The organism is Parasphingorhabdus sp. (assembly GCF_965233695.1).
Lineage (GTDB): Bacteria > Pseudomonadota > Alphaproteobacteria > Sphingomonadales > Sphingomonadaceae > Parasphingorhabdus.
On record NZ_OZ247497.1, the window covers coordinates 2,528,944 to 2,555,775 of the forward strand.

Annotated in this window: 22 protein-coding genes; 6 read left to right on the top strand and 16 right to left on the bottom strand. The window is 54.5% G+C overall.

Features of this window, described 5'->3' with window-relative positions; genetic code table 11:
- Positions 1-27: 27 nt before the first annotated feature.
- Positions 28-2,064: a 3-hydroxyacyl-CoA dehydrogenase NAD-binding domain-containing protein gene (locus ACO6S1_RS12015; protein WP_422342934.1), complete on the bottom strand. Its 2,037-nt coding sequence runs from the start codon at positions 2,062-2,064 to the stop codon at positions 28-30.
- A gap of 486 nt (positions 2,065-2,550) precedes the next feature.
- On the opposite strand from ACO6S1_RS12015, the gene ACO6S1_RS12020 reads away from it, so the two are divergent.
- The gene (locus ACO6S1_RS12020) at positions 2,551-4,890 is read left to right on the top strand and encodes a TonB-dependent receptor (protein WP_422342935.1); all 2,340 of its coding nucleotides are present in this window, start codon (positions 2,551-2,553) and stop codon (positions 4,888-4,890) included.
- Positions 4,891-4,991: 101 nt separating this feature from the next.
- On the opposite strand, the gene ACO6S1_RS12025 is transcribed toward ACO6S1_RS12020, so the two are convergent.
- A complete protein-coding gene (locus ACO6S1_RS12025) occupies positions 4,992-7,331 on the bottom strand; it encodes a transketolase (protein ID WP_422342936.1) in 2,340 nt (779 codons plus the stop codon).
- A 204-nt stretch (positions 7,332-7,535) separates the two neighbouring features.
- Here ACO6S1_RS12025 and ACO6S1_RS12030 point away from each other — a divergent pair, with 204 nt between their 5' ends.
- Positions 7,536-9,050 carry an aldehyde dehydrogenase family protein gene (locus ACO6S1_RS12030; RefSeq protein ID WP_422342937.1) on the top strand — a complete coding sequence of 505 codons (1,515 nt, stop codon included), beginning with the start codon at positions 7,536-7,538 and terminating at the stop codon, positions 9,048-9,050.
- Between the two features lie 4 nt (positions 9,051-9,054).
- On the opposite strand, the gene ACO6S1_RS12035 is transcribed toward ACO6S1_RS12030, so the two are convergent.
- Genes ACO6S1_RS12035 through ACO6S1_RS12045 form a run of 3 tightly spaced genes read right to left on the bottom strand, consistent with a single transcriptional unit; the run spans position 9,055 to position 11,970 of the window.
- On the bottom strand, positions 9,055-9,972 hold the full coding sequence (locus tag ACO6S1_RS12035; protein ID WP_422342938.1) for a polysaccharide deacetylase: 918 nt from the start codon (positions 9,970-9,972) through the stop codon (positions 9,055-9,057).
- A 13-nt stretch (positions 9,973-9,985) separates the two neighbouring features.
- Positions 9,986-10,765 (bottom strand): maleate cis-trans isomerase family protein, encoded by a 780-nt coding sequence (locus tag ACO6S1_RS12040; RefSeq protein ID WP_422342939.1) that lies wholly within the window; start codon positions 10,763-10,765, stop codon positions 9,986-9,988.
- On the bottom strand, positions 10,765-11,970 hold the full coding sequence (locus ACO6S1_RS12045) for an FAD-dependent oxidoreductase (protein ID WP_422342940.1): 1,206 nt from the start codon (positions 11,968-11,970) through the stop codon (positions 10,765-10,767). Before ACO6S1_RS12045 ends, ACO6S1_RS12040 begins: the two co-directional genes overlap by 1 nt.
- A 199-nt stretch (positions 11,971-12,169) precedes the next feature.
- Here ACO6S1_RS12045 and ACO6S1_RS12050 point away from each other — a divergent pair, with 199 nt between their 5' ends.
- Genes ACO6S1_RS12050 through ACO6S1_RS12065 form a run of 4 tightly spaced genes read left to right on the top strand, consistent with a single transcriptional unit; the run spans position 12,170 to position 15,395 of the window.
- Positions 12,170-13,132, top strand: coding sequence for a phytanoyl-CoA dioxygenase family protein (locus tag ACO6S1_RS12050; protein ID WP_422342941.1), 963 nt, complete (start codon positions 12,170-12,172; stop codon positions 13,130-13,132).
- An 8-nt stretch (positions 13,133-13,140) separates the two neighbouring features.
- On the top strand, positions 13,141-13,965 hold the full coding sequence (locus ACO6S1_RS12055; RefSeq protein WP_422342942.1) for an isocitrate lyase/PEP mutase family protein: 825 nt from the start codon (positions 13,141-13,143) through the stop codon (positions 13,963-13,965).
- Positions 13,966-13,980: 15 nt separating this feature from the next.
- Complete coding sequence (locus tag ACO6S1_RS12060) at positions 13,981-14,712, top strand: glutathione S-transferase family protein (RefSeq protein WP_422342943.1); 732 nt, start codon at positions 13,981-13,983, stop codon at positions 14,710-14,712.
- On the top strand, positions 14,709-15,395 hold the full coding sequence (locus ACO6S1_RS12065) for a glutathione S-transferase family protein (protein WP_422342944.1): 687 nt from the start codon (positions 14,709-14,711) through the stop codon (positions 15,393-15,395). Before ACO6S1_RS12060 ends, ACO6S1_RS12065 begins: the two co-directional genes overlap by 4 nt.
- A 7-nt stretch (positions 15,396-15,402) precedes the next feature.
- Here ACO6S1_RS12065 and ACO6S1_RS12070 read toward each other — a convergent pair whose 3' ends face one another.
- Genes ACO6S1_RS12070 through ACO6S1_RS12120 form a run of 11 tightly spaced genes read right to left on the bottom strand, consistent with a single transcriptional unit; the run spans position 15,403 to position 26,731 of the window.
- Positions 15,403-16,599 (bottom strand): serine hydrolase domain-containing protein, encoded by a 1,197-nt coding sequence (locus tag ACO6S1_RS12070; protein WP_422342945.1) that lies wholly within the window; start codon positions 16,597-16,599, stop codon positions 15,403-15,405.
- Between the two features lie 3 nt (positions 16,600-16,602).
- Positions 16,603-17,550 (bottom strand): alpha/beta hydrolase family protein, encoded by a 948-nt coding sequence (locus tag ACO6S1_RS12075; protein ID WP_422342946.1) that lies wholly within the window; start codon positions 17,548-17,550, stop codon positions 16,603-16,605.
- Entirely contained in the window at positions 17,547-17,837 is a 291-nt protein-coding gene (locus tag ACO6S1_RS12080) for a hypothetical protein (protein ID WP_422342947.1), read from the bottom strand. Before ACO6S1_RS12080 ends, ACO6S1_RS12075 begins: the two co-directional genes overlap by 4 nt.
- Complete coding sequence (locus tag ACO6S1_RS12085; protein WP_422342948.1) at positions 17,834-18,874, bottom strand: class I SAM-dependent methyltransferase; 1,041 nt, start codon at positions 18,872-18,874, stop codon at positions 17,834-17,836. Before ACO6S1_RS12085 ends, ACO6S1_RS12080 begins: the two co-directional genes overlap by 4 nt.
- Complete coding sequence (locus ACO6S1_RS12090) at positions 18,871-20,298, bottom strand: MFS transporter (RefSeq protein WP_422342949.1); 1,428 nt, start codon at positions 20,296-20,298, stop codon at positions 18,871-18,873. The genes ACO6S1_RS12085 and ACO6S1_RS12090 overlap by 4 nt, the downstream gene beginning before the upstream one ends.
- A gap of 6 nt (positions 20,299-20,304) precedes the next feature.
- On the bottom strand, positions 20,305-21,594 hold the full coding sequence (locus tag ACO6S1_RS12095) for a serine hydrolase domain-containing protein (protein ID WP_422342950.1): 1,290 nt from the start codon (positions 21,592-21,594) through the stop codon (positions 20,305-20,307).
- Entirely contained in the window at positions 21,578-22,561 is a 984-nt protein-coding gene (locus tag ACO6S1_RS12100) for an ornithine cyclodeaminase family protein (RefSeq protein ID WP_422342951.1), read from the bottom strand. The genes ACO6S1_RS12095 and ACO6S1_RS12100 overlap by 17 nt, the downstream gene beginning before the upstream one ends.
- On the bottom strand, positions 22,561-23,061 hold the full coding sequence (locus ACO6S1_RS12105) for a cupin domain-containing protein (RefSeq protein ID WP_422342952.1): 501 nt from the start codon (positions 23,059-23,061) through the stop codon (positions 22,561-22,563). The genes ACO6S1_RS12100 and ACO6S1_RS12105 overlap by 1 nt, the downstream gene beginning before the upstream one ends.
- A gap of 9 nt (positions 23,062-23,070) precedes the next feature.
- On the bottom strand, positions 23,071-23,880 hold the full coding sequence (locus ACO6S1_RS12110; protein WP_422342953.1) for an alpha/beta fold hydrolase: 810 nt from the start codon (positions 23,878-23,880) through the stop codon (positions 23,071-23,073).
- The gene (locus tag ACO6S1_RS12115; RefSeq protein WP_422342954.1) at positions 23,877-25,355 is read right to left on the bottom strand and encodes an aldehyde dehydrogenase family protein; all 1,479 of its coding nucleotides are present in this window, start codon (positions 25,353-25,355) and stop codon (positions 23,877-23,879) included. Before ACO6S1_RS12115 ends, ACO6S1_RS12110 begins: the two co-directional genes overlap by 4 nt.
- Positions 25,355-26,731 (bottom strand): MFS transporter, encoded by a 1,377-nt coding sequence (locus ACO6S1_RS12120; protein ID WP_422342955.1) that lies wholly within the window; start codon positions 26,729-26,731, stop codon positions 25,355-25,357. The genes ACO6S1_RS12115 and ACO6S1_RS12120 overlap by 1 nt, the downstream gene beginning before the upstream one ends.
- Positions 26,732-26,832 lie beyond the last annotated feature (101 nt).

Consider the following 26,832-nt stretch of genomic DNA (forward strand, 5'->3'; position numbering starts at 1 on the left):
TTTCTCTCCTAATTGATGTTCGCGAACCTATCCGTTGAACGTGCCGCCTGCAGCTGCCTTTTCCTGCAGCAGGTCTGCGACCGGTAGATTATGTTTTTTCAGGCCGGCGACAATATTGTCGAGCCCGACGGTGTCGGCCCAGAACATCGGACCGCCGGTATAAAGCGGCCAGCCATAGCCGTTGATCCAGACGACATCGATATCGCTCGCGCGCTGTGCCATGCCTTCTTCGAGGATTTTTGCCCCTTCGTTGACCATCGGATAGAGAAGCCGCTCGCGAATTTCATCTTTCGAAATGTCGCGCTGCTCCTTGCCGGCTTTGGCGGCGAATTCAGCGATAATCTGTTTCACTTCATCAGAGGGCGTGCGTTGCCGCGCTTCATCATAATCATAAAAGCCCTTGCCGACTTTCTGTCCCCAGCGACCAACAGCGCATAAAGCATCGCGCAATGTTTCGATGCGTTCGGGATCGCGATGCCATCCGATATCGACACCGGCCAGATCGGACATTTGGAACGGCCCCATCGGGAAACCGAATTCCAGCAAGACGTCATCGACTTCCCAATAATTGGCGCCTTCCATGATCATCTGATTGGCTTGCTCCTGACGCGGGCTGAGCATCCGGTTGCCGATAAAGCCGGGGCAAACGCCAGAGACGGCTGCGACCTTGCCGATCTTCTTCGACAGCTTCATCGCCGTCATCAGCACGTCATCGGCGGTCTTTTCACCGCGCACGATTTCGAGCAATTTCATGACATTGGCCGGGGAGAAAAAGTGCAGGCCGAGCACATATTCCGGCCGCTTGGTGACTGCTGCAATCTCGTCAATATTCAGATAGCTGGTGTTACTGGCTAGGATCGCGCCCTGTTTCACGATGCCGTCGAGCTTGGCAAAGACTTCCTTTTTGACATCCATATTTTCAAATACCGCCTCGATCACCAGATCGCAGTCGGCCAGATCATCATAGGACAGGCTGGGCGTCAAAATGCTCATCGCGCCCTCGACTTGCTCTTCGGTCATCCGGCCGCGCTTGGCGGTATTCTCGTAATTTTTGCGGATCACATTGACGCCGCGGTCCAGCGCTTCTTCTTTCAGTTCGACAATGGTCACCGGGATGCCAGCCGACAGAAAGTTCATGCCAATGCCGCCGCCCATGGTGCCGGCCCCCAAAATGCCGACTTTCTTGATCGGGATCAGCTCGATTTTGGGATCAATGCCGTCAATCTTGTTCGCCGCGCGTTCGGCGAAGAAATAGTGGCGCATGGCGGCCGACTGGGTACCGGTCATCAGCTTTGTGAACAATTCCCGTTCTTTCGCGACGCCGTCTGCATAGGATAGTTCGCCTGCGGCTTTCACCGCCTGAATGCCGGCTTCGGGCGCATCAAAGCCACGGATTTTGCGGCCGTTTTTCTGACGGAACTCGTCAAATATGGCCGGGTTTTTGATGCCATCTTCATTGGCCGTGCCTTCGGACGAGCGTGGTGGCTCCTTGCCGATTTGTTCGCGCGCAAAGGCTATCGCATCCTCGGCGAGACTATCCTCACCAACCAGCTTGTCGACCAGGCCAATGGAGTGCGCCTTTTTCGCGGAGATCGGATTGCCAATCACCACCATCGGCAATGCCGCCTCTGCGCCAACGACGCGCGGCAGGCGCTGGGTTCCGGCGGCACCGGGAATGAGGCCCAGCTTCACTTCGGGCAAGCCCATTTTAGCCGATGGTACCGCAACCCGGTAATGGCAGGCCAAGGCAACTTCACAGCCGCCGCCAAGCGCCGTCCCGTGGATCGCGGCAACAACCGGCTTGCTGCTGGCCTCCAACCGGTCAATGGCCTCACCCAGATTGGGCCCCTGCATCGGTTTGCCAAATTCGGTAATATCTGCGCCGGCAAAGAAGGTACGCCCATCGCAGCGGATGACCACTGCCTCAACCGTATCGTCAGACAGCGCCTCTTCTATGCCATCGACAAGTCCCTGGCGAACAGCCGCGCCAAGCGCGTTAACCGGTGGGTTGTTCGAGACGATGACCAAAATATTATCATGTTTTTCAGTGGTAACGACAGACATTTTCTTCTCCTGCAAGATCATGCTTGGGCGGCAAGGAGATGCGGCGTGCATGAAGACCAGGCCCGGATAACGAGCAAGCGAATGGGCTATCACAAACAATTGCGATTGGAAATCAGGCTTGTGAAGTTCTTGGAATTGATAATGCTGTCGCTGACCTCATTTGGAATGATGAGATCACATTGATCCATCCGAAGTGCAGCTGGCTGCCTTGTTTTCTGTTTATAAGTTGCGATCAAACTTCTCTATGCGCACATCGCATCAATCCCACATAACATGCAGGATGTGCGTCGTTTGTCACTTCTCTTAAGTTCTGAACGCAACGATTCTTGCCATGTCAAACTATCCGATAGGCGGATAGGGATTTAATTGAAGCAACATTCCGTGAAAATTTGAGCAAGTTTGAAGACGGTTCGGGAGCAACCGTCAAGATAGGCGCGTTGAAAATATAGCTTTTCCAAAAGGTTCAGATTTCACGGAGGAAAAATAATGCGCGTTCAAAAAGCGAGTCTAATAGCCCTTGCAGTAGCAAGCGGATTTGTAGTTCCAAGCGTTGCGGTTGCCCAAACATCTGAGGCTGCCGAAGCAGATGATGGCAATATCATTGTCGTAACAGCGCGTAATCGTGCTGAGAATATTCAGGAAGTGCCTCTCGCCATCACAGCGTTTGACGCAGAAGACATATCCCGCCAGGCGATTCAGGAACTGGATGATGTTGCGCGCTTTACGCCAGGTTTCAGCTTTGAGGATTTCTCCGGCGGTATCGGCACACCGGTTATTCGCGGACAGGCCCAAACACGCGTCACCGCTCTGGAATCGAATGTTTCAACCTTTTTGGACGGCATTTACATACCGCGCGCCTGGGCTGTGGACCTCGGTACAACAAGTCTTCAGCGTATTGAGATCGTCAAGGGACCGCAAAGCGCGCGTTATGGACGCAACGCTTTTGCCGGCGCAATCAACTATATTCCAAGGAAAGCCGAGATTACGGGAGAGATTTCCGGCGAGATCGAGGGCACAATTGGGTCTGACGAGCGCTATGATATTGGCGGTTTTCTAAACTTCTCGGTCAATGAATGGTTCGCCATTGCAGGTTCTTACGAATATTCATCGTTTGACGGCTCTTGGGAAAATGACCACCCGTTCGCCGACAGCCTGGACTTGGATCGCGGTACATCTGGCAATGTCGGTGGTCGGGACAATCAAGCCATTTCGGTTTCCGCAGCGTTCAAACCGTTGGACGGAGTACGCCTGGAAGCGTCCTACAATCATTTTAACAGAAAAGAAGAAGCCCGCGCGAACCGCTATCTGGCGGAAGTTCTGGGTGATTTCAATTGTGGTTCCAATCGCAGCATTTTTGGCGTGGGCCCGAATCCTGCGCTGATTTGCGGCGACTTGCCTGCACCGGGAGATTCAGTCATCGTCGACCCGCGGGCCTATGGTGTCCACTCAAAAACCGGCTTTTTCCGGGCCAATCTGGAAATTGACGTTTCTGATGCGCTGACATTCAGCTATTTGTTCGGCAACGTAAACGGCGATGTTGATATTGCGGTCAGCGGCGAACCGGAACCCATCAATTGCGGAACGCTGGTTGCCGGGCGGTGTAATTTCCAGAATACACCGGTTGGCAGCATGGATTATGATTCCCATGAGGTACGGCTCAATTTTGACAATTCGGGTCAGTTTCGTGGAGCAATCGGGATCTATTATTCCGATGGTACGGACATCACGACATTTACGAGCAACAATCTAAATCCGATTGTCAGTGCCGATGATCCTTTTCCGGGCGATCCATTCGCCTTTCTTTTGGGAGACACCACCACCGACACCGAAATCAAATCGATTTTTGGTGAAATTCATTGGACATCGGCAAGTGGCGTGCTGCGCTTGGGCGCAGAAGGACGATATTCCGAGACCGAGATTACAGCAACGGACAATCGCAGAGCTTTAATATTGGGTGATACGTTTAAAGATTTCGCGCCGCGCTTTACGGCCGAATATGATCTCAGTGATGAGAGTCTTCTTTTTGCCACGGTCGCAAAAGGGTCAAAGGCCGGTGGCTTCAACCCCACAGCAATCGCTCCGGAGAACCAGGTTTTTGACAAAGAGACCAACTGGACCTTTGAAATTGGTTCCAAAAATACGTTTCTGGGCGGTGATCTTCGTCTCAACGGATCGATATATTACACGGATTGGCGGGATGTGGTGATCAATTCTCCCGATCCGGATGCGACTGACCCGAATGCCACCGCAATTGCCCAAAATCTTGGTGGTGCGTCTATCTATGGTATCGAGCTTGATGCCTTTTATCAGATCACCGATAACCTGAGCATTGACGCGACTTTCTCGCATTCTGAAGCAACCTATGATGATGGTACTATCGATCAGCGCTTTGCGCGGACACGTGGTACGCCGGGTACGCCCTTTTTCATCTCCGCACCTTGTGATGATGTGGTGTGTAACTCCAATGGCGATGTTGGCGGCAATGATATTGAACGTACGCCACCGACCCAGGCATCCTTTGGTATCCAGTGGGAGGGAGAAATCGGTTCCGGAGATAGCAATTATTATCTGCGGACGGATTTCAGCTATCAAAGCGACTTTTTCGCATCGACGGCCAATGTCGGGACAATTCCGGACCGCTTTCTGGTCAATGGCAGTGCAGGCGTTACCTTCGGAAACTTTTCTGTAAATGCCTGGATACGCAATGCTTTTGACAAAAAATATGTGTCCAATGCTTTCGTTGTGGTTCTGCCCTTCGGTACCACCTATGGTGAATTTTTCGGTGAGCGGCGCACATTTGGCCTGACAGGCAAAGTTAATTTCTAATCGCTTGTGTCACAAAGCCTTTGGCTTCGTCACGCATTGCCGGGCACCTTGGGGGAGGTGTCCGGCAATTTGATTCTGATTTCTTGTTTCCGCGATTGTGCTCAACCCAAAAATAACTCAGCCGCTGCATCGATAATCGCGTTCTCGTCTATCCGGTAGGCATTGTAGAGATCAGGCAAGTCTCCGGTCTGGCCAAAGCGATCGGTGCCGAGAGGACTGACCTTCATGCCTCGCACAGCACCCAGCCAGGACAGGGCTGAAGGAGAGCCATCCAGAACCGTGATCAAGCCTGCATCCGGTGACAATTCGTCCAGCATTAGCTTGGCATGACAGGCCTCTTTATCTTTGCCTTGCCAGCGCGCGGCACATTGGTCTGACCATCCGCGATGGAGCAGGTCGGGTGATGTCACGTTGAGCAATCCCAGCCCGGGGATATCCGTGACCAGACTGTCATAAGCCTGCAGCACTTCCGGCGCTATCGCTCCGGTAAAGGCAATGGCTGCCTCCGCGCCTTTGGTGGGTCTGCGTAACCAATAGGCACCCTTGAGTGCGTCCGCTTCCCAGCTGTCATTGTCACGCTCTATTTGCGCGATCGATCGTGTGCTGAGGCGCAAATAAACGGAACTGCCGTCTTCGCGCTGCATATGATCAAAGGCCCAGCGCATCATCAACGCCACTTCGTCAGCCCAGACCGGCTCGAAATAGACCAGGCCAGGTTGCCCCATCCCGATCAATGGTGTGTTGATCGATTGATGGGCGCCGCCCTCCGGCCCTAGTGTCAGGCCGGACGGTGTCCCGACCAGCAGAAAACGCGCGTCCTGATAACAGCCATAGTTTAGCGCATCGAGGCCGCGGGCGATGAAGGGATCATAGACCGTCCCCACCGGCAGTAAACGCGTTCCGAAATGCGGGGCCGTCAGTCCCATCGACGTGAGCATCAGGAAGAAATTATTCTCCGCTATGCCCAATTCGATATGCTGACCTGCGCCATGCGCGGACCATTTTTGCGCGGAAGGAATTTTGGCTTGTTGGAAAACATCGGCTACTTCCTGACGCCGAAAAAGACCGCGCTGGTTCACAAAGGCACCGAGATTGGTTGTCTGGGTAACGTCGGGAGCCGTCGTAACGATCCGGTCGCCGATTTCTTCTCCCGATTTTGCAAGATCCAGAAGAACTTTGCCAAACGCAGCCTGGGTGGATTGTTCCGCACCCGCTGGTACTTCGAACCGATCCGGGACGACGACCGGAGCGGCCTTTGGCTCCGGTTTCTGCCTTGCAAGCGCGCTTTTTTCGACGAAAGCTTTCAGTTGTGCTGCCGCATTGTCGCCCAGTCCGCCATAGGCTTCCCACTCAGCGCCTTGCTCGATTCCCAGGCTGTTGCGATAACCCTCCATCTGCGTCGGGTTCATCATGCCGGAATGATTGTCTTTGTGACCCGCCAAGGGCAGGCCAAAGCCCTTCACGGTATAGGCAATGAACAGTGTTGGTCGCTCATCATCACAGGCATCAAATGCATCCGACAGCGTTTCGACACAGTGACCGCCGAGATTGGTCATCAGATCGGCAAGTGCATCATCATCGAAACCGGCGAGCAGCTTTTTCACATTGGGCTTGCCGCCGATATCGTCAATCAGCCGCTTGCGCCATGCTTCGCCACCTTGATAGGTCAGCGCGGCAAAATCCGCATTGGGACAATTGTCTATCCATTGTTCGAGTGTCTTGCCGCCGGGTTTCTTGAATGCCGCCTGTTGCCGCTTGCCGTATTTCAAGGTGACCACGCGCCAGCCGCAGGTTTCGAAAATGTCATCAAACCGGCGGAACATGCGGTCTGCGGTCGTGCTGTCCAGCGACTGCCGGTTGTAATCCACAACCCACCAGCAATTGCGGATATCATGCTTGTAGGCCTCGATCAGGCACTCATAGATATTGCCTTCGTCCAGCTCGGCATCACCCATCAGGGCGATCATCCGGCCGGCATCGCTTTCTTCCATTTGCCCATGGGCGATCAGATAATCTTGCATCAAACTGGAAAAAGCGGTCACCGCCACACCAAGGCCGACCGACCCGGTGGAAAAATCGACCGGGATGGTGTCTTTGGTCCGCGACGGGTAGCTTTGCACACCGCCGAGGCCGCGAAAGCGTTCCAGCTTTTCCTGACTCTGATTGCCGAGCAGATAGTGGATGGCATGGAGCACAGGGCCAGCATGGGGCTTGACCGCGACTTTGTCCTGCGGTCGCAACGCATGAAAATATAGCGCCGCCATGATCGCGGTTATCGAGGAACAGCTCGCCTGATGACCGCCGACTTTCAGCCCGTCACGCTTTTCCCGGATGTGATTGGCATTGTGCACCGTCCATGACGACAGCCACCGCAACCGTGATTCCAGCAGTTCCAGCATCTGCATTTCATTTGATATCTTACTGTTCGTTTTTGTGGTCATGATCTCGGCGTTCCAGATGAGTTGCAACTACACATAGACATCATGGTCTTTATGCACCAGCTTAGGAATTGCACCCTGTCCATCTGATGGACAAAATCAATTGTGCATGTTTCGGTTGGCGCGAAGCTATCTATTGTCACTTTTCGGAATGGCGCTTTCTCGCGGCGGATGCCATTTCTGGTCACCAGAAATTGAGGATATTATATGCAAGAGATCAATCTTTCCATCCCCCGGCCTGGTCCGGCTGCGACAAAGTTTCTGGAAAAAGGCATATATTCCAATCTGGTAAATGGCGAATGGCTGTCCTGCCAAAGCGGTGAAACCTTTGATACGCTCGATCCCGCAACCGGTGAAGTGATCGGAAAGCTTCAGAGATCGGGGGCAGGGGATGTCGAAAAGGCGGTCCGCGCGGCGCGCAACGCTTTTGACAACGGATCATGGTCCAAAATAACCCCGATGGAACGCAGCCGGATCCTCTGGAAAATAGCGGACCTGTTGGAAGCCAATATTGACGAACTGGCGGAACTGGAAACGCTGGATCAGGGAAAAGCGCTATATGTCGGGCGCTGGGCAGAAATTCCCGGTGCAGTGAACCAGTTTCGATATTTTGCCGGCCTGGCGACCAAGATCGAGGGCGCAACCATTCCCACGTCGATCAATTACCAGCCCGAGGGCAAGGAGGTTTTCGCCTATACCCAGAAAGAACCGGTGGGCGTGGTCGGTGCGATTGTACCGTGGAATTCGCCTCTGGTTCTCACCGCAATGAAGCTCGCTCCTGCCCTGGCGGCCGGGTGTACGGTGGTGCTGAAGCCGGCGGAGAATACATCACTGACAGCAGTAAGGCTGGTTGAACTGATGCAGGAAGCCGGGCTGCCCGACGGCGTGATAAATCTGGTAACGGGATTCGGGCATGAGGCCGGCGCTGCTTTGGCCGAACATAAGGATGTCGATAAAATCGCGTTTACCGGTTCGACGCAAACCGGTCGCGCCATCATGAATGCGGCGCAAGGCAATTTGAAACGGATAACATTGGAGCTCGGCGGAAAGTCGCCGGTCATCATCATGCCTGATGCCGATATTGATGCGGCTATTCAAGGCGCTGCCAATGCGATATTCTTCAATGGCGGACAGGTGTGTATCGCCGGATCCCGCCTATACTGCCACCGCTCGATCATGGATAAAGTGGCCGAGGGGATTGCTGCGATTGGCGGACAGATCAAGCTCGGCCACGGTCTTGATCCGGAAACGCAAATGGGGCCGTTGGTGTCGAAAGAACATAGCGCCAAAGTTGCCGCCTATATTGCGGACGGCAAATCGGCTGGCGCCTCGATATTGTCGGGGGGCGAAACAGGTGGTCCCAATCAGAGTTTTGTCGAACCGACCGTGATCACGGATGTGACGCCGGATATGCGGATTGTCCGCGAAGAAATTTTCGGTCCAGTGGTCGTTGTGACCCCGTTTGACGATACAGAGGAAGTTGTCGCTGCTGCGAACGATAGCGACTATGCGCTGGCAGCTGGCGTCTGGACCGAAGGCCTTTCGAACGGCATGCGTATGGCTAATCGCCTGAAAGCCGGAACGGTCTGGGTCAATGGCCATGCCATGTACGATGCGTCGCTTCCCATTGGCGGGATGAAACAGTCGGGCTGGGGCCGCGATAGTGGGCAGGCTGCTCTGGAAAACTATCTGGAGCTAAAGACCGTCTGCGCGATCATCTGACTCTTCAGCCGAGTTGTTCCGGAAAATGGGCTTCGTGATTGTCGGCATACCAGTCAGCAATTTCTTCTCTTGTCGCCCACCATATGCCGTCCAGCCCCTGCGCATATTCAATAAATTCTCGCAAGGCGCGGATGGTATAGGCGCGGCCCGATACGTGCGGATGCAGGCCAACATTCATGATCCGTCCGGTTGTTGCGCCTTCCTTGTGCAGCACTGTCAGCTCTTCAATCAGCAGGTCGCGATACTCATCGGTGGTGCGGGCGTTGCGGGTCAATATGGTGAAGTCGTTGATGACATTGGAATAGGGCGTCGCGACTATCGGCCCTGCATCCGTGCGGATCATATAGGGCTGATCATCATTCATGATATCGCAGTAAAATTTGAAGCCTTCCTCGACCAATATGGTGGGCGTATTCAATGTTCCGCGTAGCGAGGAGGACAGCCAACCTGTGGGTCGTTTGCCCGTATGCTTTTCATACATCTCGACCGACCGGCGAATAATGTCGCGTTCGGCATCAATATCATCATGAAAATCCGTCAGCAGTTCGCCCTGCTCATGATTATGGGCAATCAGTTCCCAGCCGCGCTCCAGACAGGCATCGGTCATGGCCTTGCGCCGCTCAAAGGTTACCGCATTGGTGGTGCATCCTGCTTTGGCGCCAAGTTCGTCAAAAAGATCAAACATGCGCCAGATACCGACGCGCTGGCCATATTCGCGCCAGCTATAGTTCGGATAATCGGGTATCCGCCCGGCCAGTGCATTGGGCAGCAAGGCAGGGCCACCGGCATAATAGGGCTGGTCCGTATCTTTCACGAGATCCCAGGTTTCCAGATTGAAGGTAAACATCAATGCCACTTTTGCGCCGTTCGGCCACTTCAGCGGCGCACGCTCTGGCAGCGGGACATAATCATAATCAAACATCTGTATGTCTTTCCTAAAATTCTTCCATCAGGCGGCCGAATCCGCTGACCTGATCGGTAATGCCATTTTGGCGCAGCGCATTCCAATAGGTTGCGGTGTTGATCGCGATGACGGGCTTGCCCAGATACATTTCTGCTGCTGCCGCCAAGCGCGTCATAGACAGGTTGGTTCCAACCTGGACGAGTGCATCAACATCATCGCCATCAAGAGCCCGCAATTCTTCTCGCAATGTCTCTGTTGGTACTTGCGCAATCGAAGTCCAGCTGGGACAGCGCAGGCAAGTGTCTCGGACGACTTCAACACCATGATCGGCCATGAAATGGGCAACATGCGCATTGGCTGACGGGTAGTAAGGTGACAGCACCACAATCTTTTTGATCCCGCCATAGGCTTTGAAAGCCTCGATCAGCGATTGGGATCCCGTGCATAATTTCAGACCCGCCTCGCTCTCGATATTCTCGCGCCATTTCTGCGCGCCTTCGGCCCCACCGTAAAAGGTGACGGCGGACATGCCCATGACCAGATAGTCGGGATTGCAGGTCAGGACACCGCGTACAGCATCCAGCGTGTTGCGGGAAATTTCCAGCGTGCCTGCCATGAAAGTTTCGTCCGAGATTGCCTGCGCGTCTTCCACGACAATTCGGCTATAGTGATTGGTCACACCGCGCACACGCAAATCATCAAAATCCGGCTGGACGACAGTGTTGGTAGACGGCCCCAGAACCCCGAACAATCTGCGATAGCCAAGAGCGTCGGGATCAGGGCGGGGTTTTGGATTAGACTTCAGGGGCATCAGGCGACCAGTTTTTCCTGTTCCAGACTTTCAATCATCGATTGCCGCAACAGGAAGCCTTCGCGCGCTTCCGGGTCACTGTGGACACGCTGCATTTCTTCTTTGCGGCGCTTATGCTCTTCGCTCTCGCCTCCAGCCAGATATTGCATGTTTCTAATCGTCTGTGCCTGAATAAAATCATGGGTTGTTTTATGGCGTTGCCGTTCGAAAATGCCCAGCGCTTCGTCGGCATCCGCACCCTTGTTATATATACGCGCAAATTTGTCGCACAGATTAAACGCATCGTGAATGCCGCTGTTCATGCCAAAACCCCCAATCGGGTTATTAAGATGCGCTGCATCGCCAATAATCGCAACCCGGTCATGCATGAACTGCTTCGCCACCCGCTGATGCACGCGGTATATGGTACGATGCGCGGTCTCGACATTTTCCCCATTGCCAACCAGCCGATCAAACACGTCATTCTTCTTCTCTTCGGCGAGCAGCTCGTCATCCGGCTGTTCTTCCTTGGCAGGAACGAGCACGCGCCAGAGCGATGGCACTCTTAGGAGAACCATCCATTCTTTTGGATCCGACACATAATTGACATGGCATAGATTCGGCAGTTTCTGTTCCAACGGCTCAGTGGTGGTGTAACAGAGAAACTTTTCCGGATAGGTGAAACCATCAAAATCCGTATCAAGCCATTTGCGGATGATGCTGTTCGATCCATCAGCTCCGATCAGATAGTCCGCACGAATCTGGACAATCTCTTGCGGATTTTCGGCATAGACATCGACTCCGGTCTGATCCTGGTCAAATCCGACCACGCGGTGTGCGAAGCGCACGTCTGCTCCGGGCAGGTTGCGTACGCTGTCTGACAACATGCGCGAGAGATGATATTGCTCGCACTGGACGCGATAGGGAAAGGGCGTGTGGTCAGAAATCTCGCCCATGTCAAAGTCGATGACCTCGCCCGTCTGGCGCTCCCGAAAATGATAAATCGGTGCTTTCAAGCCTTTTTCGATCAGTTTTTCGGTTATCCCGAACTGATCCAGCATCTCCAGAGTTGGTGGATGAAAGGTGGAGGCGCGCAAATCCAGCGCGCAATCGCCACCGGATTCCAACAGGATAACGTCTATGCCTTTATTCGCTAGGAAATAGGCCGCGACGCTCCCGACAGGTCCTGCACCCGCGATTACGATCTGTGTTTTCAGATGCTGCATATGTATTGCTGCTCCAGCGTTTGTGTGTCTGGCGCCATAAGGAATTATCCGGGGCGCGGAGCGCTGTTCTGTTCTACTATTCGCACTGCGGTAACGCCGTTGCCAAAACTATCCGTCGAGTGGATATTGATCCCTCTTTAAACCCAGATCCGAGTCTTGTTGTTTATAGGAAGGCTGAATTGACAGAGGACAGAATATCATGGCTTTGAACAAACGCCCGCTTCGCGAGGTCACTCAACAGGATATCGACGACTATGCGAGAGATGGTGTCGTCTGTCTACGCAGTGTGCTGGACCGCGACTGGATTGACCTGCTCGAACCGATTGCGAGAGAGGTCATAATCGACAAAAAGGACGTTGGCTTGCTGCCAACTATTCCGGGCCGCTATATGGCGCGTTGTATCGAGGAATATCGGCGTTTCGTTTTTGAATCACCGATTGCGGAGGTTGCTGGCAAAGTCATGCAGTCAAAGGAAATCCGGTTTTTCTTCGATGAATTTTTCGCCAAGCCACCGCAATCCGACGCCAAGACCCTGTGGCATTGTGACCGGATGGGCTGGCCGGTTAAAGGCAACATGGTGCCCTCTATCTGGATACCATTGACGCCGATTGTGAAAGCAAACTGCCTCGAAGTTCTGGCCGGCACGCAGCATGATGACGTGCCTTACTGGCTGTTTTCACCCAACGCCCGAAAGATGATCAAACCGGATGACCGGGTGCCGCATCCGGAAATCGAGAGCAAGCGCGGCGATCCGGATTTGCGTTTTCTGTCATGGGATATGGACCCGGGTGATCTGCTGATTGTGCATCCATGGGTGCTGCATTACTCCGCTGGTAATCCGACTGACGACTGGCGTGTTGCCATCTCGGAACGGGTTTTCGGTGATGATATCCGCTGGGCACCCCGTCCGGATTGTGTAAATCTGGCTGGTGTCAGTTTTGACGAAATGCTCGAAGGCGAAAAGCCCGAGGGCTCCCACTTCCCGCTTTTATGGTCTGAAGATGGCCGTGCGGATGGCGATGCGCATTTCCCGCGAGGCTTTGCGACGCGCTGGCCAAAGCAGGAAATGGCCGGGGTGAATGAATATAAAGCATTCAAGGAACTGAAGGTCAAAGAAGATGCCGGGGAACTTTCCCGCAAAGACAGGGCGCCTGTGAACTGAAGCCCGCGGTGACTCTGGCCAAAAAATTGCGCACACGATTGCAGCAACGAGAAATTCTCGTCGCTCCGGGCGTATATGATGCCTTCAGCGCCTATCGGGCGGAAGTCGCTGGCTTTGAGGCGATATTTGTTTCCGGTTCTGCGCTCGCCGCTGCGCATTTGGCACGCCCCGATATCGGGTTGCTCTCCGCGAGCGAGACAGCTGACATTGCCGCGCGCATTGCCGATCGCATCGGGATTCCGATGCTGGTTGATGCAGATCAGGGCTTCGGCAATGCCTTTGCGGTTGGCCGTACCGTCAGGATGCTGGAGCGGGCCGGAGCCTCTGCCATTCAAATTGAAGACCAGCAGGAAATAAAGCCGGCCGACAGCCCGCTTTCCCGCCCCCTTATTCTTCAGGACGCCATGGTTGATAAAATCAAGGCGGCCCGCGATGCGCTAACCGATGCGGACGTAATGATCAGCGCGCGCAGCGATGCCATGGCCACAGAAGGGTTTGAGCGCGCATTGGAACGTGCCCATGCCTATGTCGAAGCGGGCGCTGATATGATCTTCGCGGAATCTTTGACCACGCGGGCACAGATGGCAGAATTTGTCCGGCAGATGGACGGCAAAGCTCCCTTGCTGCATAACCTGCTCCGCGACACGGATGAAGTGACCGACGCTCACATGGCGCAGCAGATTGGATATAGCGTCGCGCTATTCCCTGGCACTGCGCTCGGCGCCGTCGGTGCGGCATTGGACCGGGCTTTTGCGGATCTCAAAAGCGCGCCGGAACTGCTTGGAGGTGAACCAAAAATCGATCGCATCGGCGCGGATGCCTATTTGAAATAGAGGAAGATATTGATCATGAAACTTTTTTACTCCCCGTTTCACAGCTTCATTCACAAGGTTCTGGTCACCGCACATGAGTGTGGGCATTGGGACGATATTGACTTTGTTCCAACCTTTCCGTTCAAGAATCTGGATGGGGAAGATCAGGGCGATGCTTACAGTATCGCTGCGCTCAACCCGCTCGACAAGGTGCCGACGCTTGCTACAGACACCGGTCAGGTCATCTATGGCAGCCAGGCGATCTGCGAATATTTCGATGCCAATAGCAAGGCACGCAAAATGTATCCGGCGTCGGGCCCGGCACGCTGGGATGCGATCACCCGGCTGGCTCTGGGAGACACGATTTTTGAAACGACGGTGCAAATGGTGGCCGAGCAATGGCAGGAGCCCGAGCAATGGAATATGCGGGTTTTTGAATCCTTATGGCCGAAATATATCCGCGCCCTCGATGGGCTCGAGCAACAGGCGGGCAGCTGGACGGATTTTGATATCGGCCATGCGTCGCTGCTGCACGCGATCAGCTATCTCGGTTTTCGCGCGGAATTTTATGAAGCCAAAGATCCGATCCATCCCGATTTCCGGTGGCGCGATGGTCGTCCGGCGCTTTCGGACTGGTTTGATGCGGCGATCGAACGCCCTTCCGTACAGTCGCATTACAACAAGGATTTTGAAGGCGATACCAGTGCCAAACGCTGCCAGCGGGCGGTGCAGGACATACTCGCCTTGCAGAAGGAACATGCCAAATGATCGACTTCTATTACTGGCCGACGCCCAACGGGCACAAAATATCGATCGCGCTCGAGGAATTTGCACTCGATTACCAGACCAAATCCATCAATATACTGACGGGTGAACAACATACGCCGGAATTTCTGGCAATCAGCCCCAATAACCGTGTGCCCGCGATAGTCGATCATGACGGTCCAGACGGCCAGCCGCATGCGGTCTTTGAATCGGGGGCGATATTTCTCTATTTTGCGCAAAAGACCGGGAAATTCTGGCCGGAAGATCCGGTGCAGCAATCCATCGTAACGCAATGGCTGTTTTTCCAGAATGCCAGCGTTGGTCCGATGTTCGGGCAATGCGGCTATTTTAACGGCTATGCGAAAGAGCGCGTGGAGCACGGAATTCAGCGCTATTGCGGCGAAACCAAGCGGCTTTATGGCGTGATCGACAAGCGGCTGGGAGAGCAGGAATATCTGGCGGGCAGCGACTATTCCCTGGCTGATATGTCGACCTTTCCCTGGATGACCGAAAAACAGCAAAATTTGCACGGCGTTGATGTCACCGCATTTTCGAATGTAGAGCGCTGGCTAGCCACTGTCGGTGCCCGTCCCGCGGTTCAGCGCGGCATGGCGGTCATGGAAGACGACCTCAAAGTTGGCAATCCGACAGAGGAATCGTTCAAAGCCATGTTTGGTCAGGAGTGACCGCGTCTCAGCGGGATAGGCCATTCAGTATCAGGTTGACGATTTTCGCGTCGTCATAGGCGAAATTCACCTGGCCTGTGCGGACGATGGTCAACCCGCTGGATGGAACGACATAGACACGCTGTCCGCCGAACCCGTCAAAGAACAGCACATCTTCGGCCAGATAGGGCGCGCCATGGGTCACCGCTAACGGGTTTTGTTGGCTATAGCGGCGTTTGGCAACATAAGGCGATCCCCGCCAGACATGCAGGCCATAATTGGGATTGGTCGGTGCTGGCTCTGCCATGGCCTTGATCCATTCGGCAGAGATGATTTGTTTGCCCTGCAATAGGCCCTGATTGCGGATCAGTTCACCGATCCGGGCCCAGTTGTGCGGGTTTGTGAACAGGCCGGAATAATAATGCGGAGCGCCGCCTTCCCGGTCGAGCCACAGCCTGGCTGTGTCATTGCCGACCGGACACCAGAGCTTTTGTTCCAGATAACCGGCATAGCTGTCATAGCCTTTTGCCTGAAGCGCGCGATCCAAGGCGATGCCAGCGATCTGGCTGTTCACATTATTATAGCGAAACTCTGCACCGGGACCATCGGCCAGCGGATAGTCCAGTGCCACCGCATTGATATCGGCTGCCAAAAGCAGTTCCCGTGATTTCCCGCCGGGATCGGAAAAGCTGTAAAGTTTCAGCCCGCTTTCCATATGCAGCAGCTGCCTCAGCGTAATCTGGCCGCGCGGATCATCTTTCCATTCGCTGATATATTGTCCCGCGCGATCATCCAGCGATCCGATAATGCCTTCATCAATGGCAATCCCGTACACCAGTGCAAGGACGGATTTGTGCATGGAGTAGCTGTCAGTCGGGGTCGCCGCACCGGCATCGCCAGCATAGCTTTCATGCAATATCTTTCCGTCTTTCAGAATGACGAGGCCCACGCCGTTTTCCGCCTTGGAATAGCTATCGGCTTGCGCAATGGCGGCGGCAAGACGGGCCGACATCGCGTCCCCGGTCGTGGGCAGCTTCTGTTCGTCACATTTTTCGCCGATGGTGACCGTTGGCTGGAACAGGTCGACATCCAGAACGGTCGCGCCTGTTAAGGCTTCGGATGCGGCGGCTATATCACGTTGCGGAACGGCGCTGGTCGCCGGTGCCATGCAGGCGGCCAGCGATGAAAGCAATGCGCCTGCTATGCTGATTTGTATGGTTCGCATGCTCTAGTCCTTTGTGACTTCAACGCCGGATAATGGCTCCGGGCCTTCTGCAACCTTTCCTGGCTTCAGATGCAGGTCGAGAAACTGTATGGTCGTTGCAATTGCATGGTCGAAGCGCTTTGCGATTTCCGGCCGGATGGATCCGCCCCGCCCGAAAAGCCCGTCAAAATAATGATCGACATCATCCCCGACCCACAGCCACCGCGCGCCTTTGGGGGTGGCTTCATAAGCCGCTTTATGGAGCCGCCAGTCGTCGATAAAACCCGGCAGGATATCCGCAGTTCCGGTCACCGTCAGACTTGGTACGTCAATAGTCGACCAGCCCTTGGCATCGATCATCTTTGCAAGCGGACCGGGCGGGGAATAGGCCACGAGTGCAGCGACATTTTCGATTTTGCGATTGGGGCGCGAGCCATCGGGCTCCGTTGCAATCGCTCCGGCGCCAATCTGAGCTATCAGCGCGCCATAGCTATGCCCCATTATTGCGATCCGGTTTGCATCGATAGTGAATCCACGTCTTTTGAGCCGCGCAACCATCGGATCAGGGGCTGCGGCAAGATGCGCGATCTCGTCATTGCGCGTCGTCCAAACGGTTTCAGACTTGGGCTTGGGATCCAGCGCCAATATCTCTGCATCCAAATGGGTTGGCGCGAGAATAATATATCCCGCCTCAGCAATCGGCTGGAGCATATTAAGGTAGCGGTCCGGGCTTGAAAAAGCACCGGTTGAGAACACGATCAGCGGAAAGGTGCCTGATCTGTCTGGTGCGAATATCGTAACAGGGAATTCGTGGCCGCTTTTGGTTGTCAACATTGTCTGAATTTCGGTGACGACAAGCTTTGGGGGTGCATTCGGAATCGTCGACGTGGTCTGCATCGCCAGCGCGGCACCACTTGCCAAACCCAATAAGAGCAATGCTACGCTTCGGAGCAGACGACGCCAATGAATCATTCTGCGCCCGTCAGATCACCGATAATGGTTTTGACAATCGCGCCAGTGCGTTGATCCAACCGGCTCTGCAGCGTTTCATCGGGCTGATAATTTTCAACCGCCTCTGTAACGTCGATGCCTTTGTCCGCCAGTATTTTTTCCAGCACCATCTGCCGGTCGGTCAGCACGCAGATTTCCCGGGTCAGACTGATCAGGGCCCGACCGAGATTGTCGACTTGTTCGGGATGCAGCAGCTTGCCTTCGGGGAAGTTAAAGCTGGTAGGCGTGTCGCGATCCGGACCGCTCATGCCGGTTTGCGCCCTTTAACGACATGCGGATACATGCCGTCGGCACTGACATCTACAAAGCCTACTTTTCTGGCGATTTCGGCCAGGTCAAGGCTGGCGGTTTCGCGCCAGAAGGGCTCACCGCCATATTTGGCACTGCGATCGGCTTTCCATACGCTCAGCTTGTCCAGATCGGCATAGCGGGTGGCATCCGACATGATCATGTCGCCGCCGGGTTCGAGCACGCGGAAGGCTTCCGCAAAAACCTGCTCGACGACGTCAGCAGGAATTTCGTGGATCAGGATATAGGACGCGACAAGATCAAAGCTGGCATCCTCAAAATCTGTATTTTCGGCCGCCCGCTGATAGAGTTTCCAGTTCCAGCCATTGGCATTGGCCGTGCGATGGGCATGTTCCAGCATCCGCGCTGACAATTCGACACCGGTAATCTGTGCATCCGGATAGGTTTTGGCGAGCGCGGTGGTGAAGTGCCCGCTCGAACAACCCATGTCGAGTATCCGCTCATAGCTGTCCCGCGGGGCCATTTCCGCAACATTTTGCCTTTGCTTGAATATCCCACCAGGGAAGAAACGCGCGACCATTTTCTTGTGGATAATTTCGCCATGGACATAGCCCATATGCTCATGCGCATCCCAGCCGCCCTCCGTGCGGTGAAAATGGACGCCCTCCCAATAAGCAGGAAGCTTAAGCTCCGGGTCAAGTACAAGGCTTGCCGGTCCCTTGGTGGTTGCATCCAGAACGGGCTGCAATTCCGGTTTGATTTCTTCAAAGGCTTCCCATGAAATCCGGCCATGGCTGCGGCTGTGCCAATCCCCCATCAGGCGCTGGGTCGCGAAAGCGGTGGAGTCCGACAACGCGTTGTCGATTGCCTCTTCCCGTTCATCCAGATCATCCGGCAAGTTATCAACGTCCAGTCGGTCGCTAATTTCAGACGTCACTTTTTGCGACACCGGCGCAGAAGCCACACCCAATTGCGCCAGAAAATCGAGCGAGGCGCGGCCACGTTGTTTTAACTTGGGATCTTGCAATTCCATCATGATTTCTCCTGTTTATTCGCTTCATTTTGGGCACTGTTCTGTGCGCCGGAAGCCTGCAATTCCTGTTCGGTTAACTTATAGCCCGATAAAATCCAGATGGCGACGAGCCCAAATAGGGCAGGGAGCCAGCTCACTGAAAATAGCAGGGCGGTGTCGACATTGCCACCTTGCGGCACGTCAAAGGGCAGCTTGTTGTTAAACCCGGCGAAGGACAGCGCGAAGCCCACGATCAGCGGGCCGACCGCGCCGGTCAGCTTCTCCACGAAACTATATAGCGCAGTAAATGCGCCCTCGCGCCGCACGCCGGTGCGGTTGGCATCGGCATTGATGATATCGGTCAGCATCGACATCGCCATGACCACATTACCGGTAAACGCAATCCCGACGAATGCGGCGCGCACCACGATTGACCATAAAGGCTCGCCCTCGCTGGCCAGGGACCAGCTCAGCGCGTATAAAATATTGACGCCGGCCGCCAGATAATAGGCGTTCTTTTTCCCGTATCGCTGGGAGAATTTCACGAGCAGCGGCGCGAAGATAATCGTCGAAATTGTCACTGTCGTCCCGAAGATCGCCAGAATGTTGAAATCCCGGCCAAGGCTTTGGACGAAAAAATAGGCAAAAGCGGCGCCTGCGGTTTGCACGCCCATCAGTTGTGCAAATTTCACGCTAATCAGGCGCAGAAAATGCTTGTTGCTGCGGACCGCGTTAAATTCTTGTACCACTTGAGCTGCGTTGCTTTTGGTGCTTTTCTGCGCGCCCTGCGTGAACCGGGCAGAAGAGGTAGTGAAATAGGCGATCATGGTGCTGATCAGGATGAGTACCGCACAACCGACGCCGACAATGGCATAGCTTGATGGTTCGGTTTTGCCGAGTGCTTCGAGTACCACCTTCACTCCGGCTGTTGCCACGAAAGAACCGAGCGAGATAAAAACCATGCGATAGGCATGGATCGAGGAGCGTTCATGATAATTATCGGTCATTTCCGCCGGCATCGACATATAGGGAATATTGTAGATCGTGTAGGCGATGGCGTAAAAGCTCAGGACTATGAAAATGTAAAAGGCCGTCAGATACTGGTTCTCGAATGACGGCGAGGTAAAGATCAGAGCAAAGCTGATCGCGCCGGTAATCGAGCCCCAGAACAGAAAGGGCCTGCGCCGTCCCTTGGCCGATTCAAATCGGTCGCTCCACACGCCAACGATCGGATCTGTAACAACGTCAATCAGTTTGGCCAGAAATATGACAAGCCCGGCAAGCCACGGCTCGATTTGCAAAATACTGGCCGTGAACAGCAGGATCAGGCCGGAAACACCATTCATCAGCAGCGCGACGCCAAATGCACCGGAGCCCCAGCCGAGTTTCAGGGAAGCGGGAAGAGCCTGTTTGGTCCTGACGTCGGATGCTTCGGCTAAGGTGGCCATGAACTGCTATTTCCCTTCTTGCGGCACGGGTTGCGGTTCGTCAGGCCCCCGCTTGATCGCATTGATAACAAGATTGGGAATGTAGCTGTTGTCCCATGGCTTGTCTTTCGGTGGACGGTCGCCTGTTCGCACAATGATCAATCTTTGCGAGGGGACAATATAGACCACCTGATTGCCATTGCCGTCAAACAGGAACAGATCCCTGTCGGCATAGGGCTCGCTGTGCAGCGTTTTGCCGGCTTCCATTGACGGATGCAGCGGCCCGCGGCTTTCGACATAGTCACCGGCAACCCAGACGCCGAGGCCGGCATGCGGATTTTCTTTGGTCGGGGTTCGCATGGCATTGACATAGCCATCCGGAAGCAGTCTTTCGCCCTCCCAGACCCCGTCATTCAGCAACAAAATACCCAGCCTGACCCATGTTTGCCCGGGCAGTTGAATGCAGCATCCGGCATGGGCAACACCACCGGGCCGGTTGACCCAGACCGTCCCACCCTGAGCGCCAATGGGGATCAGCAACGCGTCGCTGACATAATCGTGATAGCGTTGTCCGGTCGCGCGCTCGATAACCGGCGCGACCAGTTCGGAATTGGCATTGGCATATTCGTACCGGCTGCCCGGTTCGTTCACCAGGGGATATTCATTGATGATCACTTCGTCATGGCGGGGGTGGAGATAGGCGCGGTTCAGCACATTTTCCGGGCCGCCTCCAAAACCCTGCGGCAACAACCCGCTGCGCATGTCGAGCAGGTGGCGGATCAGGATTTTGGATTTGCCGGGATCGCTTTTCCATTCGGTGATGAAGTCTGCAACCGGCTGGTCGAGCGATTTAATATGCCCCTGCTGGATAGCGCGGCCGACGATGATCGCGGTCAATGGCTTGGCCAGCGATTTCGCATTGATGAGATAATCGCGATCCGCCTCGCCAAAATAGCTTTCCTGGACCAGCGCCCCGTCATGCCAGACCAGAAAGGCGGAACTGTTGCGCTCCCGGGCAAATTGCTCTGCCTTTTGCAGGGGCGATGCATCGATGCGTGCTGGTCCTACCGGTAGCGGCTGATAGGGCGACGCGCCGCGGACCGGCTCCAGCGGGTCGTAGGCGGGCAGGCCGCCACCGGCGATGGCGGCCTTCTGTTGTGCTTCGTAACGCTGCATGTAGAGCGCTTCGTCGGCCGCGCCGGTGCTTGCGGCGCTATCAGGCGGTGCGGCTGCTCCAACTTCCGTGTTCATGGTGCATCCGCCAATCGCCATGGCAAGCGGCAGGATGAAGTGCGCGGTTCTAGTCCATAAGGTCAACGGTAATCCCCTTGTTTTCGGCCTCGGCCATCCGCCAGATCGCATGCGCGGCGGCGAGATCCTGCGAGGCGACACCGAGTGATTTGTACATCGTAATCTGGTCATCATTCTGACGGTCTGGAGCGTTGCCATTGATCACTTCGCCGATTTCACCGACAATATGAGCATCCGTTATAACACCCCGCTCAATCGCACCGAGCAATTCACCGGCTGCTGCCATCGCTGCGTCACGATAGTCGACGTAGAAGCGTGATTTGGAAACTGCTCCGTCATCAACTTCAGCAGTCGTGGGAATGGCGGAGCCGACGAGATTAATATGCTGGCCGGCCTTTAAATCGGCTGCAAACAGAACTGCCGTCTTGGCAGAAGTGGTGGTGCAGATAATGTCCGCATCCGCCGCGGTCTCGGCGACCGTTTTCCACGCAATCGTCTCTACGCCGGTCTCATCAGCTACCTTGGCGGCAAAGGCACTGGCGCGCTCTGTATCACGGCCCCAGACATTGATATTATCAATGTCCCGCACCGCCCGCATGGCATGCACATGGCGCATAGCCTGTTCGCCGTTGCCGATAATCGCCAGTCTGGTTGCGTTCTTGCGCGCCAGAATGTCCGTTGCGAGCGCGCTTGCTGCGGAGGTCCGGATCGCAGTTAGCGAGGACCCCTCGATCATCGCCAGCGGAATGCCCTTGACGCTATCAAATAGCATCACCATCCCGACATGGGTGCCGAGCGGGTCGTCATGCGGGCGATCATATTTGCAAACCAGCTTGATACCAAAGCAAGCGGGTTCTCCCAATGTACCGGGCATGATAGCCAGTTTTCCGGGCGCATCGGGGATCGGCATGAATTGCCGGATCGGAAGGGAGACGTTGCGGCGGGAGGTCGCGGACATCGCTTGTCGCATAACGTCGACACAGGGCCTAACCGGCAAAAGCCGCTCAACATCGGATTGAGTAACAATCCGCATCAGCCCGGATTTCTTGGCGGCAGGAACCGCATCTTGTCCATCACCTCCTGGACATTGTCGGGCCGGTCAAATGGTTCCGGCATAGCGTCACCCGGTTTGCGGTCCTTGCCAATGGCATAGAACCAGTCTTCCAGTCCGGGCGGGAAGAAGACCCAGAACATTTTCATGTCGATATCGCCGGTATTCTTGATCCAGTGGGTGCAGTTGCGGGCAAACAGGATTGTCGTTCCGGGAACGAATTTTGACACTTTGCCATCAATATCGACCTCACCCGTTCCTTCATAAACAAAAACCAGTTCGTGATTTTGTTTATGACCATGCTCGCGCACCATACAGCCGGGCGGCAATAACTGAATCCCGCTGGAAAAGGTGTCATAAGGCATGTTGTCGGGCGTGAGATTGACATCGACATAGCCGCGCGAGGGCATGGGTTGCCATAGGGAACGACCTTCATCGGGCCCGACAATGACCGATTGTCCCTTGGTGATGTCGTCCGCCATGACAGCCTCCTATTGCGCCAAGAATTCCAGTACGCGTTTGTTATAGATCTCGGTCGATACAATCGGGCTGAAGTGCCCGCCGCGGTCGAGCAGGTGGGTCTCCGCTCCCTGGATCAAATCGCCCATTTCCTGGGTAAAACCGGGCGGTGTGATTTGATCATCCATGGACCCGATGCATAATGTCGGTGTGGCAATCTCATGCAGACGGCTGCGCAAGTCATGCGTGTAGACTGCGTTAATTCGCGACAATTCCACTTCCAATCCCGGAAATGCCGCAAGCCGTTCTTCCATAAAAGCTCGTGCCGATGTCATTTGCGGCTGCAAATGAGAACTCGGCATGGCGAGATAAGTGCCCATAGTGAGATAAGCGAGCGGCCCGCAGCTTATCAGTATCTCTCGCCGCGTCCGGAAAAGCTCGGTCAAATAAGTGTCAGGACCGGCCCAGCTGCATGAAAGCACGAGCTTTGTAAGCCGCGCCGGTTGATCAAGTGCGATATGCTGTCCGATTGCACCGCCAGTGGAATGGCCAACAAGGCTTGCTTTCTTGATCTCCATGGCATCCATCAATGCGAGCACATCTTGCGCCATATGTTCGGCACCATAGACAACCTTGTCGGGCGTGCTGTTACCGCAACCGCGATGGTCGAACGTGATAACCCGAAAATCTTTGGCAAAGTCCTGGACCTGATTGTTCCAGAAGGCTCCGCGCCCTCCTAGGCCGGCAACCAGCAAGAGGTCTGGCCCATTGCCGGTGATCTCGACGTGAATTTCCGCGTCACCGACATCAATGTGCTGTATATCGGTCGGGATCACACTCATAGGGCAGTGAATACCGTTTTGGTGTTGAGGTAGTTTTCCAGGCCGTCTTTGCCGTTTTCCCGGCCAATGCCTGACTGTTTGTAACCACCGAGCGGCACATCCCAATCCGCTCCCATGACCGCGTTGATACACATGATACCGGCTTTGATCTTGCCGACCATACGGTGCGCGGTAGAGATATTTTGCGTCCATACGGCTCCGGCCAGACCGTATTGGGTGTCGTTGGCTAAGGCGAGCGCTTCTTCCTCAGTCTTGAAACTCTGAGCCACCACCACCGGGCCAAAGATTTCTTCCTGAACAATTTTCATGTCATTTCTGGTCTGATCGATAACCGTTGGCTCAAGGAAATAACCGCTTTCGCCATGACGCACGCCGCCCGATGCAATATGTGCACCTTCTTTTTGGCCTTGTTCGATATAGGCGCTGACCCGCTCGAACTGTTTGGCGGATACCAAGGGGCCCATGGTGCTCTCTTCATCCAGACCGTTGGTAAGATTCATCGATTTACCTACGGCGGCGATGCCATTGACAACTTCGTCCTTAATATCTTCATGCACATAGATGCGTGAGGGTGCGGTACAGGTCTGACCGCTGTTGAAGAATATGCCCATGGCAGATGCTGGAATGGCTTTTTCAAGGTCCGCATCGGGCATGATGATGTTGGGCGATTTTCCGCCAAGCTCCAGCGTGACTTTCGTCAGGTTCTCGGCCGCCGCATGGGCGATAATTTTGCCTGTTGTGGTAGAGCCGGTAAATGCAATTTTATCAATACCGGGATGATTGATCAGACTATTGCCAACCGTATGGCCGTATCCGGTCACGATATTCAATACGCCTTCGGGAAGACCCGCTTCCAATGCCAGTTCCCCCAAGCGCAGTGCAGAAAGCGATGTGTCTTCGGCCGGTTTCAATATGGCGGTACAACCAGCGGCCAATGCAGGACCAAGTTTCATGGCCGCCATCACCAACGGGTAATTCCACGGTACAATCAGTGCAACTACACCAACAGGCTCCTTCAGCGTGTAGACGTGATGATCGCCCGGCAAATTTATGGTGTGGGTTGTTCCCTGAATTTTGTCGGCCCAGCCCGCATAATAGCGGAAGGCCCCGATGGAGGCAAAAACATCACCGCGGGCAAAGTTAATCGGCTTGCCATTATCGAGTGTTTCCAGCTGCGCCAGTTCTTCGGCATGCGCCTCCATCAAATCCGCGATCTTGTGAATTATGCGTGAGCGCTCGCCAGGCTTCATCTCCGGCCAGGCGCCGCTTTCAAATGCCTCTCGTGCGGTCGAAACGGCCTCGTCAATATCGGCATCGCTCGCATTGCCAATTCCGGAAATCCGATGGCCATCGGCAGGGTTTATGACGTCAATCAGCGCGTCACTGCCAGCGTCCTTCCACTGACCGCCAATTAGTAATTTCTGGTCCCTGGCGATGAATGATGTTGTTTCGGATGCGAGGGTGATCACGGCCATCAAAAAGACTCCATTTCGGTTTTCTGTATCATTTTGCGATAGGGTTTGAGCGCGAAACAGACCAAAACCAAGCCAATAATCATTGTGGCAGGTGGCGCGAGTGCTAGCGACTGATCAATGGCGGCGGGTGATCCGAAAACATAATCAGTCAACCACGCGACCAATAGCGGTCCGGCAGAATAGCCGAGCAAATTGGCAATCAGCAGATAGACGGCAATGACCTGCGCCCGCATGCGGTTGGGGGTGATCAACGGGAATGTTGCAACACCGGCTCCAAAGGGAACAGTTCCGAAGAACAAGACTAGGGCTAGCAGAGCCAGCGCAACCCATGGTGACGATACTAACGGAAAAGCTATTGCGAAGGGTAAAGCGCACAATATCGCGATGATCGGCAACCGCAAAGTAGCGTCCTTTATTCCGGAAGCCAGCATTTTCTCTGCTGCAAAACCGCCTGCGACAACGCCTGTGACGCCGCCAAACATCACTACTGGTCCAAAAAATTGACCGACCTCCAATTGAGTCCATTCATGAACCCGAATGAAATAGCTTGGTGCCCATGCGCCGATACCAAACTGGGCCGCTGCAAAACAGGAGAAGCCGAAGAAAAGCGGAAAGAACACAAGGGCATTGCTACGGATAAAGCTCAATATTTCCAGAGCTGGCGGAGCGTCATCATCGGAAAGAACGACATTACCATCTTTGCGGGCGGGTTCGCGAATCAGCAACAGGCAAAAGAAAACCGGAACACTGAGTAGGGATACCGTAAAAAAAGTTATCTGCCACGGTTTGAACGTCCCGAAAGGCAGCGTTATCGGTCCTATCGCTTCCAATTGAGCGTAAAGATAACCGCCGATCACAAGAGCCAGACCCGATCCAATAAAGCCCGTTCCGGTAAAAACACCGATAGCGGCGGGTAGTTTTTCTTTGGGAAAATAGTCGCTGATCATCGAAAAACCGGCAGGCGACAGGGTTGCCTCGCCGATCCCGACGAACATCCTTGCGAAAAATAGAAAAACAAAGCCCATGGCGAGGCCGCTGCCGAATGTTGCAGCAGACCAGCAGATGAGGCCGCCCAATATTACCCATTTCCTGTTATATCGATCTGCGATCCAGGCCAGTGGAATAGCCATGACTGCGTAAAGCAACGCGAAGGAAAAGCCTTGCAACAAGCTGATCTGGACATCGGTAAGGCCAAGATCGATCTTGATCGGATCCACCAACAGATTGATAATTTGTCGATCAATATAACTTACAATTGCGGCAAAAGAGAGCGCTGCCACGACCAACCAAGAACGCAAGGGGGAATGAGCGGTATCCTCTGGTGATACCGATGGAGTGGCTGGTTCCAAATCAATTGCAGGTGAAATTGAAGTCATTGGATGTGACACTATGATACTGTTGCCAAAAGCGCAGCATGAGATGCAGGTTTAACCGTCAGCCGGATAAGAAGTTTTGCTGCCCTCGTCATTTCCCTCGC

Coding starts and splice junctions, on each gene's coding strand:
- ACO6S1_RS12015 (WP_422342934.1), bottom strand. CDS start 2,064: ATGTCTGTCGTTACCACTGAAAAACATGATAATATTTTGGTCATCGTC.
- ACO6S1_RS12020 (WP_422342935.1), top strand. CDS start 2,551: ATGCGCGTTCAAAAAGCGAGTCTAATAGCCCTTGCAGTAGCAAGCGGA.
- ACO6S1_RS12025 (WP_422342936.1), bottom strand. CDS start 7,331: ATGACCACAAAAACGAACAGTAAGATATCAAATGAAATGCAGATGCTG.
- ACO6S1_RS12030 (WP_422342937.1), top strand. CDS start 7,536: ATGCAAGAGATCAATCTTTCCATCCCCCGGCCTGGTCCGGCTGCGACA.
- ACO6S1_RS12035 (WP_422342938.1), bottom strand. CDS start 9,972: ATGTTTGATTATGATTATGTCCCGCTGCCAGAGCGTGCGCCGCTGAAG.
- ACO6S1_RS12040 (WP_422342939.1), bottom strand. CDS start 10,765: ATGCCCCTGAAGTCTAATCCAAAACCCCGCCCTGATCCCGACGCTCTT.
- ACO6S1_RS12045 (WP_422342940.1), bottom strand. CDS start 11,970: ATGCAGCATCTGAAAACACAGATCGTAATCGCGGGTGCAGGACCTGTC.
- ACO6S1_RS12050 (WP_422342941.1), top strand. CDS start 12,170: ATGGCTTTGAACAAACGCCCGCTTCGCGAGGTCACTCAACAGGATATC.
- ACO6S1_RS12060 (WP_422342943.1), top strand. CDS start 13,981: ATGAAACTTTTTTACTCCCCGTTTCACAGCTTCATTCACAAGGTTCTG.
- ACO6S1_RS12065 (WP_422342944.1), top strand. CDS start 14,709: ATGATCGACTTCTATTACTGGCCGACGCCCAACGGGCACAAAATATCG.
- ACO6S1_RS12070 (WP_422342945.1), bottom strand. CDS start 16,599: ATGCGAACCATACAAATCAGCATAGCAGGCGCATTGCTTTCATCGCTG.
- ACO6S1_RS12075 (WP_422342946.1), bottom strand. CDS start 17,550: ATGATTCATTGGCGTCGTCTGCTCCGAAGCGTAGCATTGCTCTTATTG.
- ACO6S1_RS12080 (WP_422342947.1), bottom strand. CDS start 17,837: ATGAGCGGTCCGGATCGCGACACGCCTACCAGCTTTAACTTCCCCGAA.
- ACO6S1_RS12085 (WP_422342948.1), bottom strand. CDS start 18,874: ATGATGGAATTGCAAGATCCCAAGTTAAAACAACGTGGCCGCGCCTCG.
- ACO6S1_RS12090 (WP_422342949.1), bottom strand. CDS start 20,298: ATGGCCACCTTAGCCGAAGCATCCGACGTCAGGACCAAACAGGCTCTT.
- ACO6S1_RS12100 (WP_422342951.1), bottom strand. CDS start 22,561: ATGCGGATTGTTACTCAATCCGATGTTGAGCGGCTTTTGCCGGTTAGG.
- ACO6S1_RS12105 (WP_422342952.1), bottom strand. CDS start 23,061: ATGGCGGACGACATCACCAAGGGACAATCGGTCATTGTCGGGCCCGAT.
- ACO6S1_RS12110 (WP_422342953.1), bottom strand. CDS start 23,880: ATGAGTGTGATCCCGACCGATATACAGCACATTGATGTCGGTGACGCG.
- ACO6S1_RS12115 (WP_422342954.1), bottom strand. CDS start 25,355: ATGGCCGTGATCACCCTCGCATCCGAAACAACATCATTCATCGCCAGG.
- ACO6S1_RS12120 (WP_422342955.1), bottom strand. CDS start 26,731: ATGACTTCAATTTCACCTGCAATTGATTTGGAACCAGCCACTCCATCG.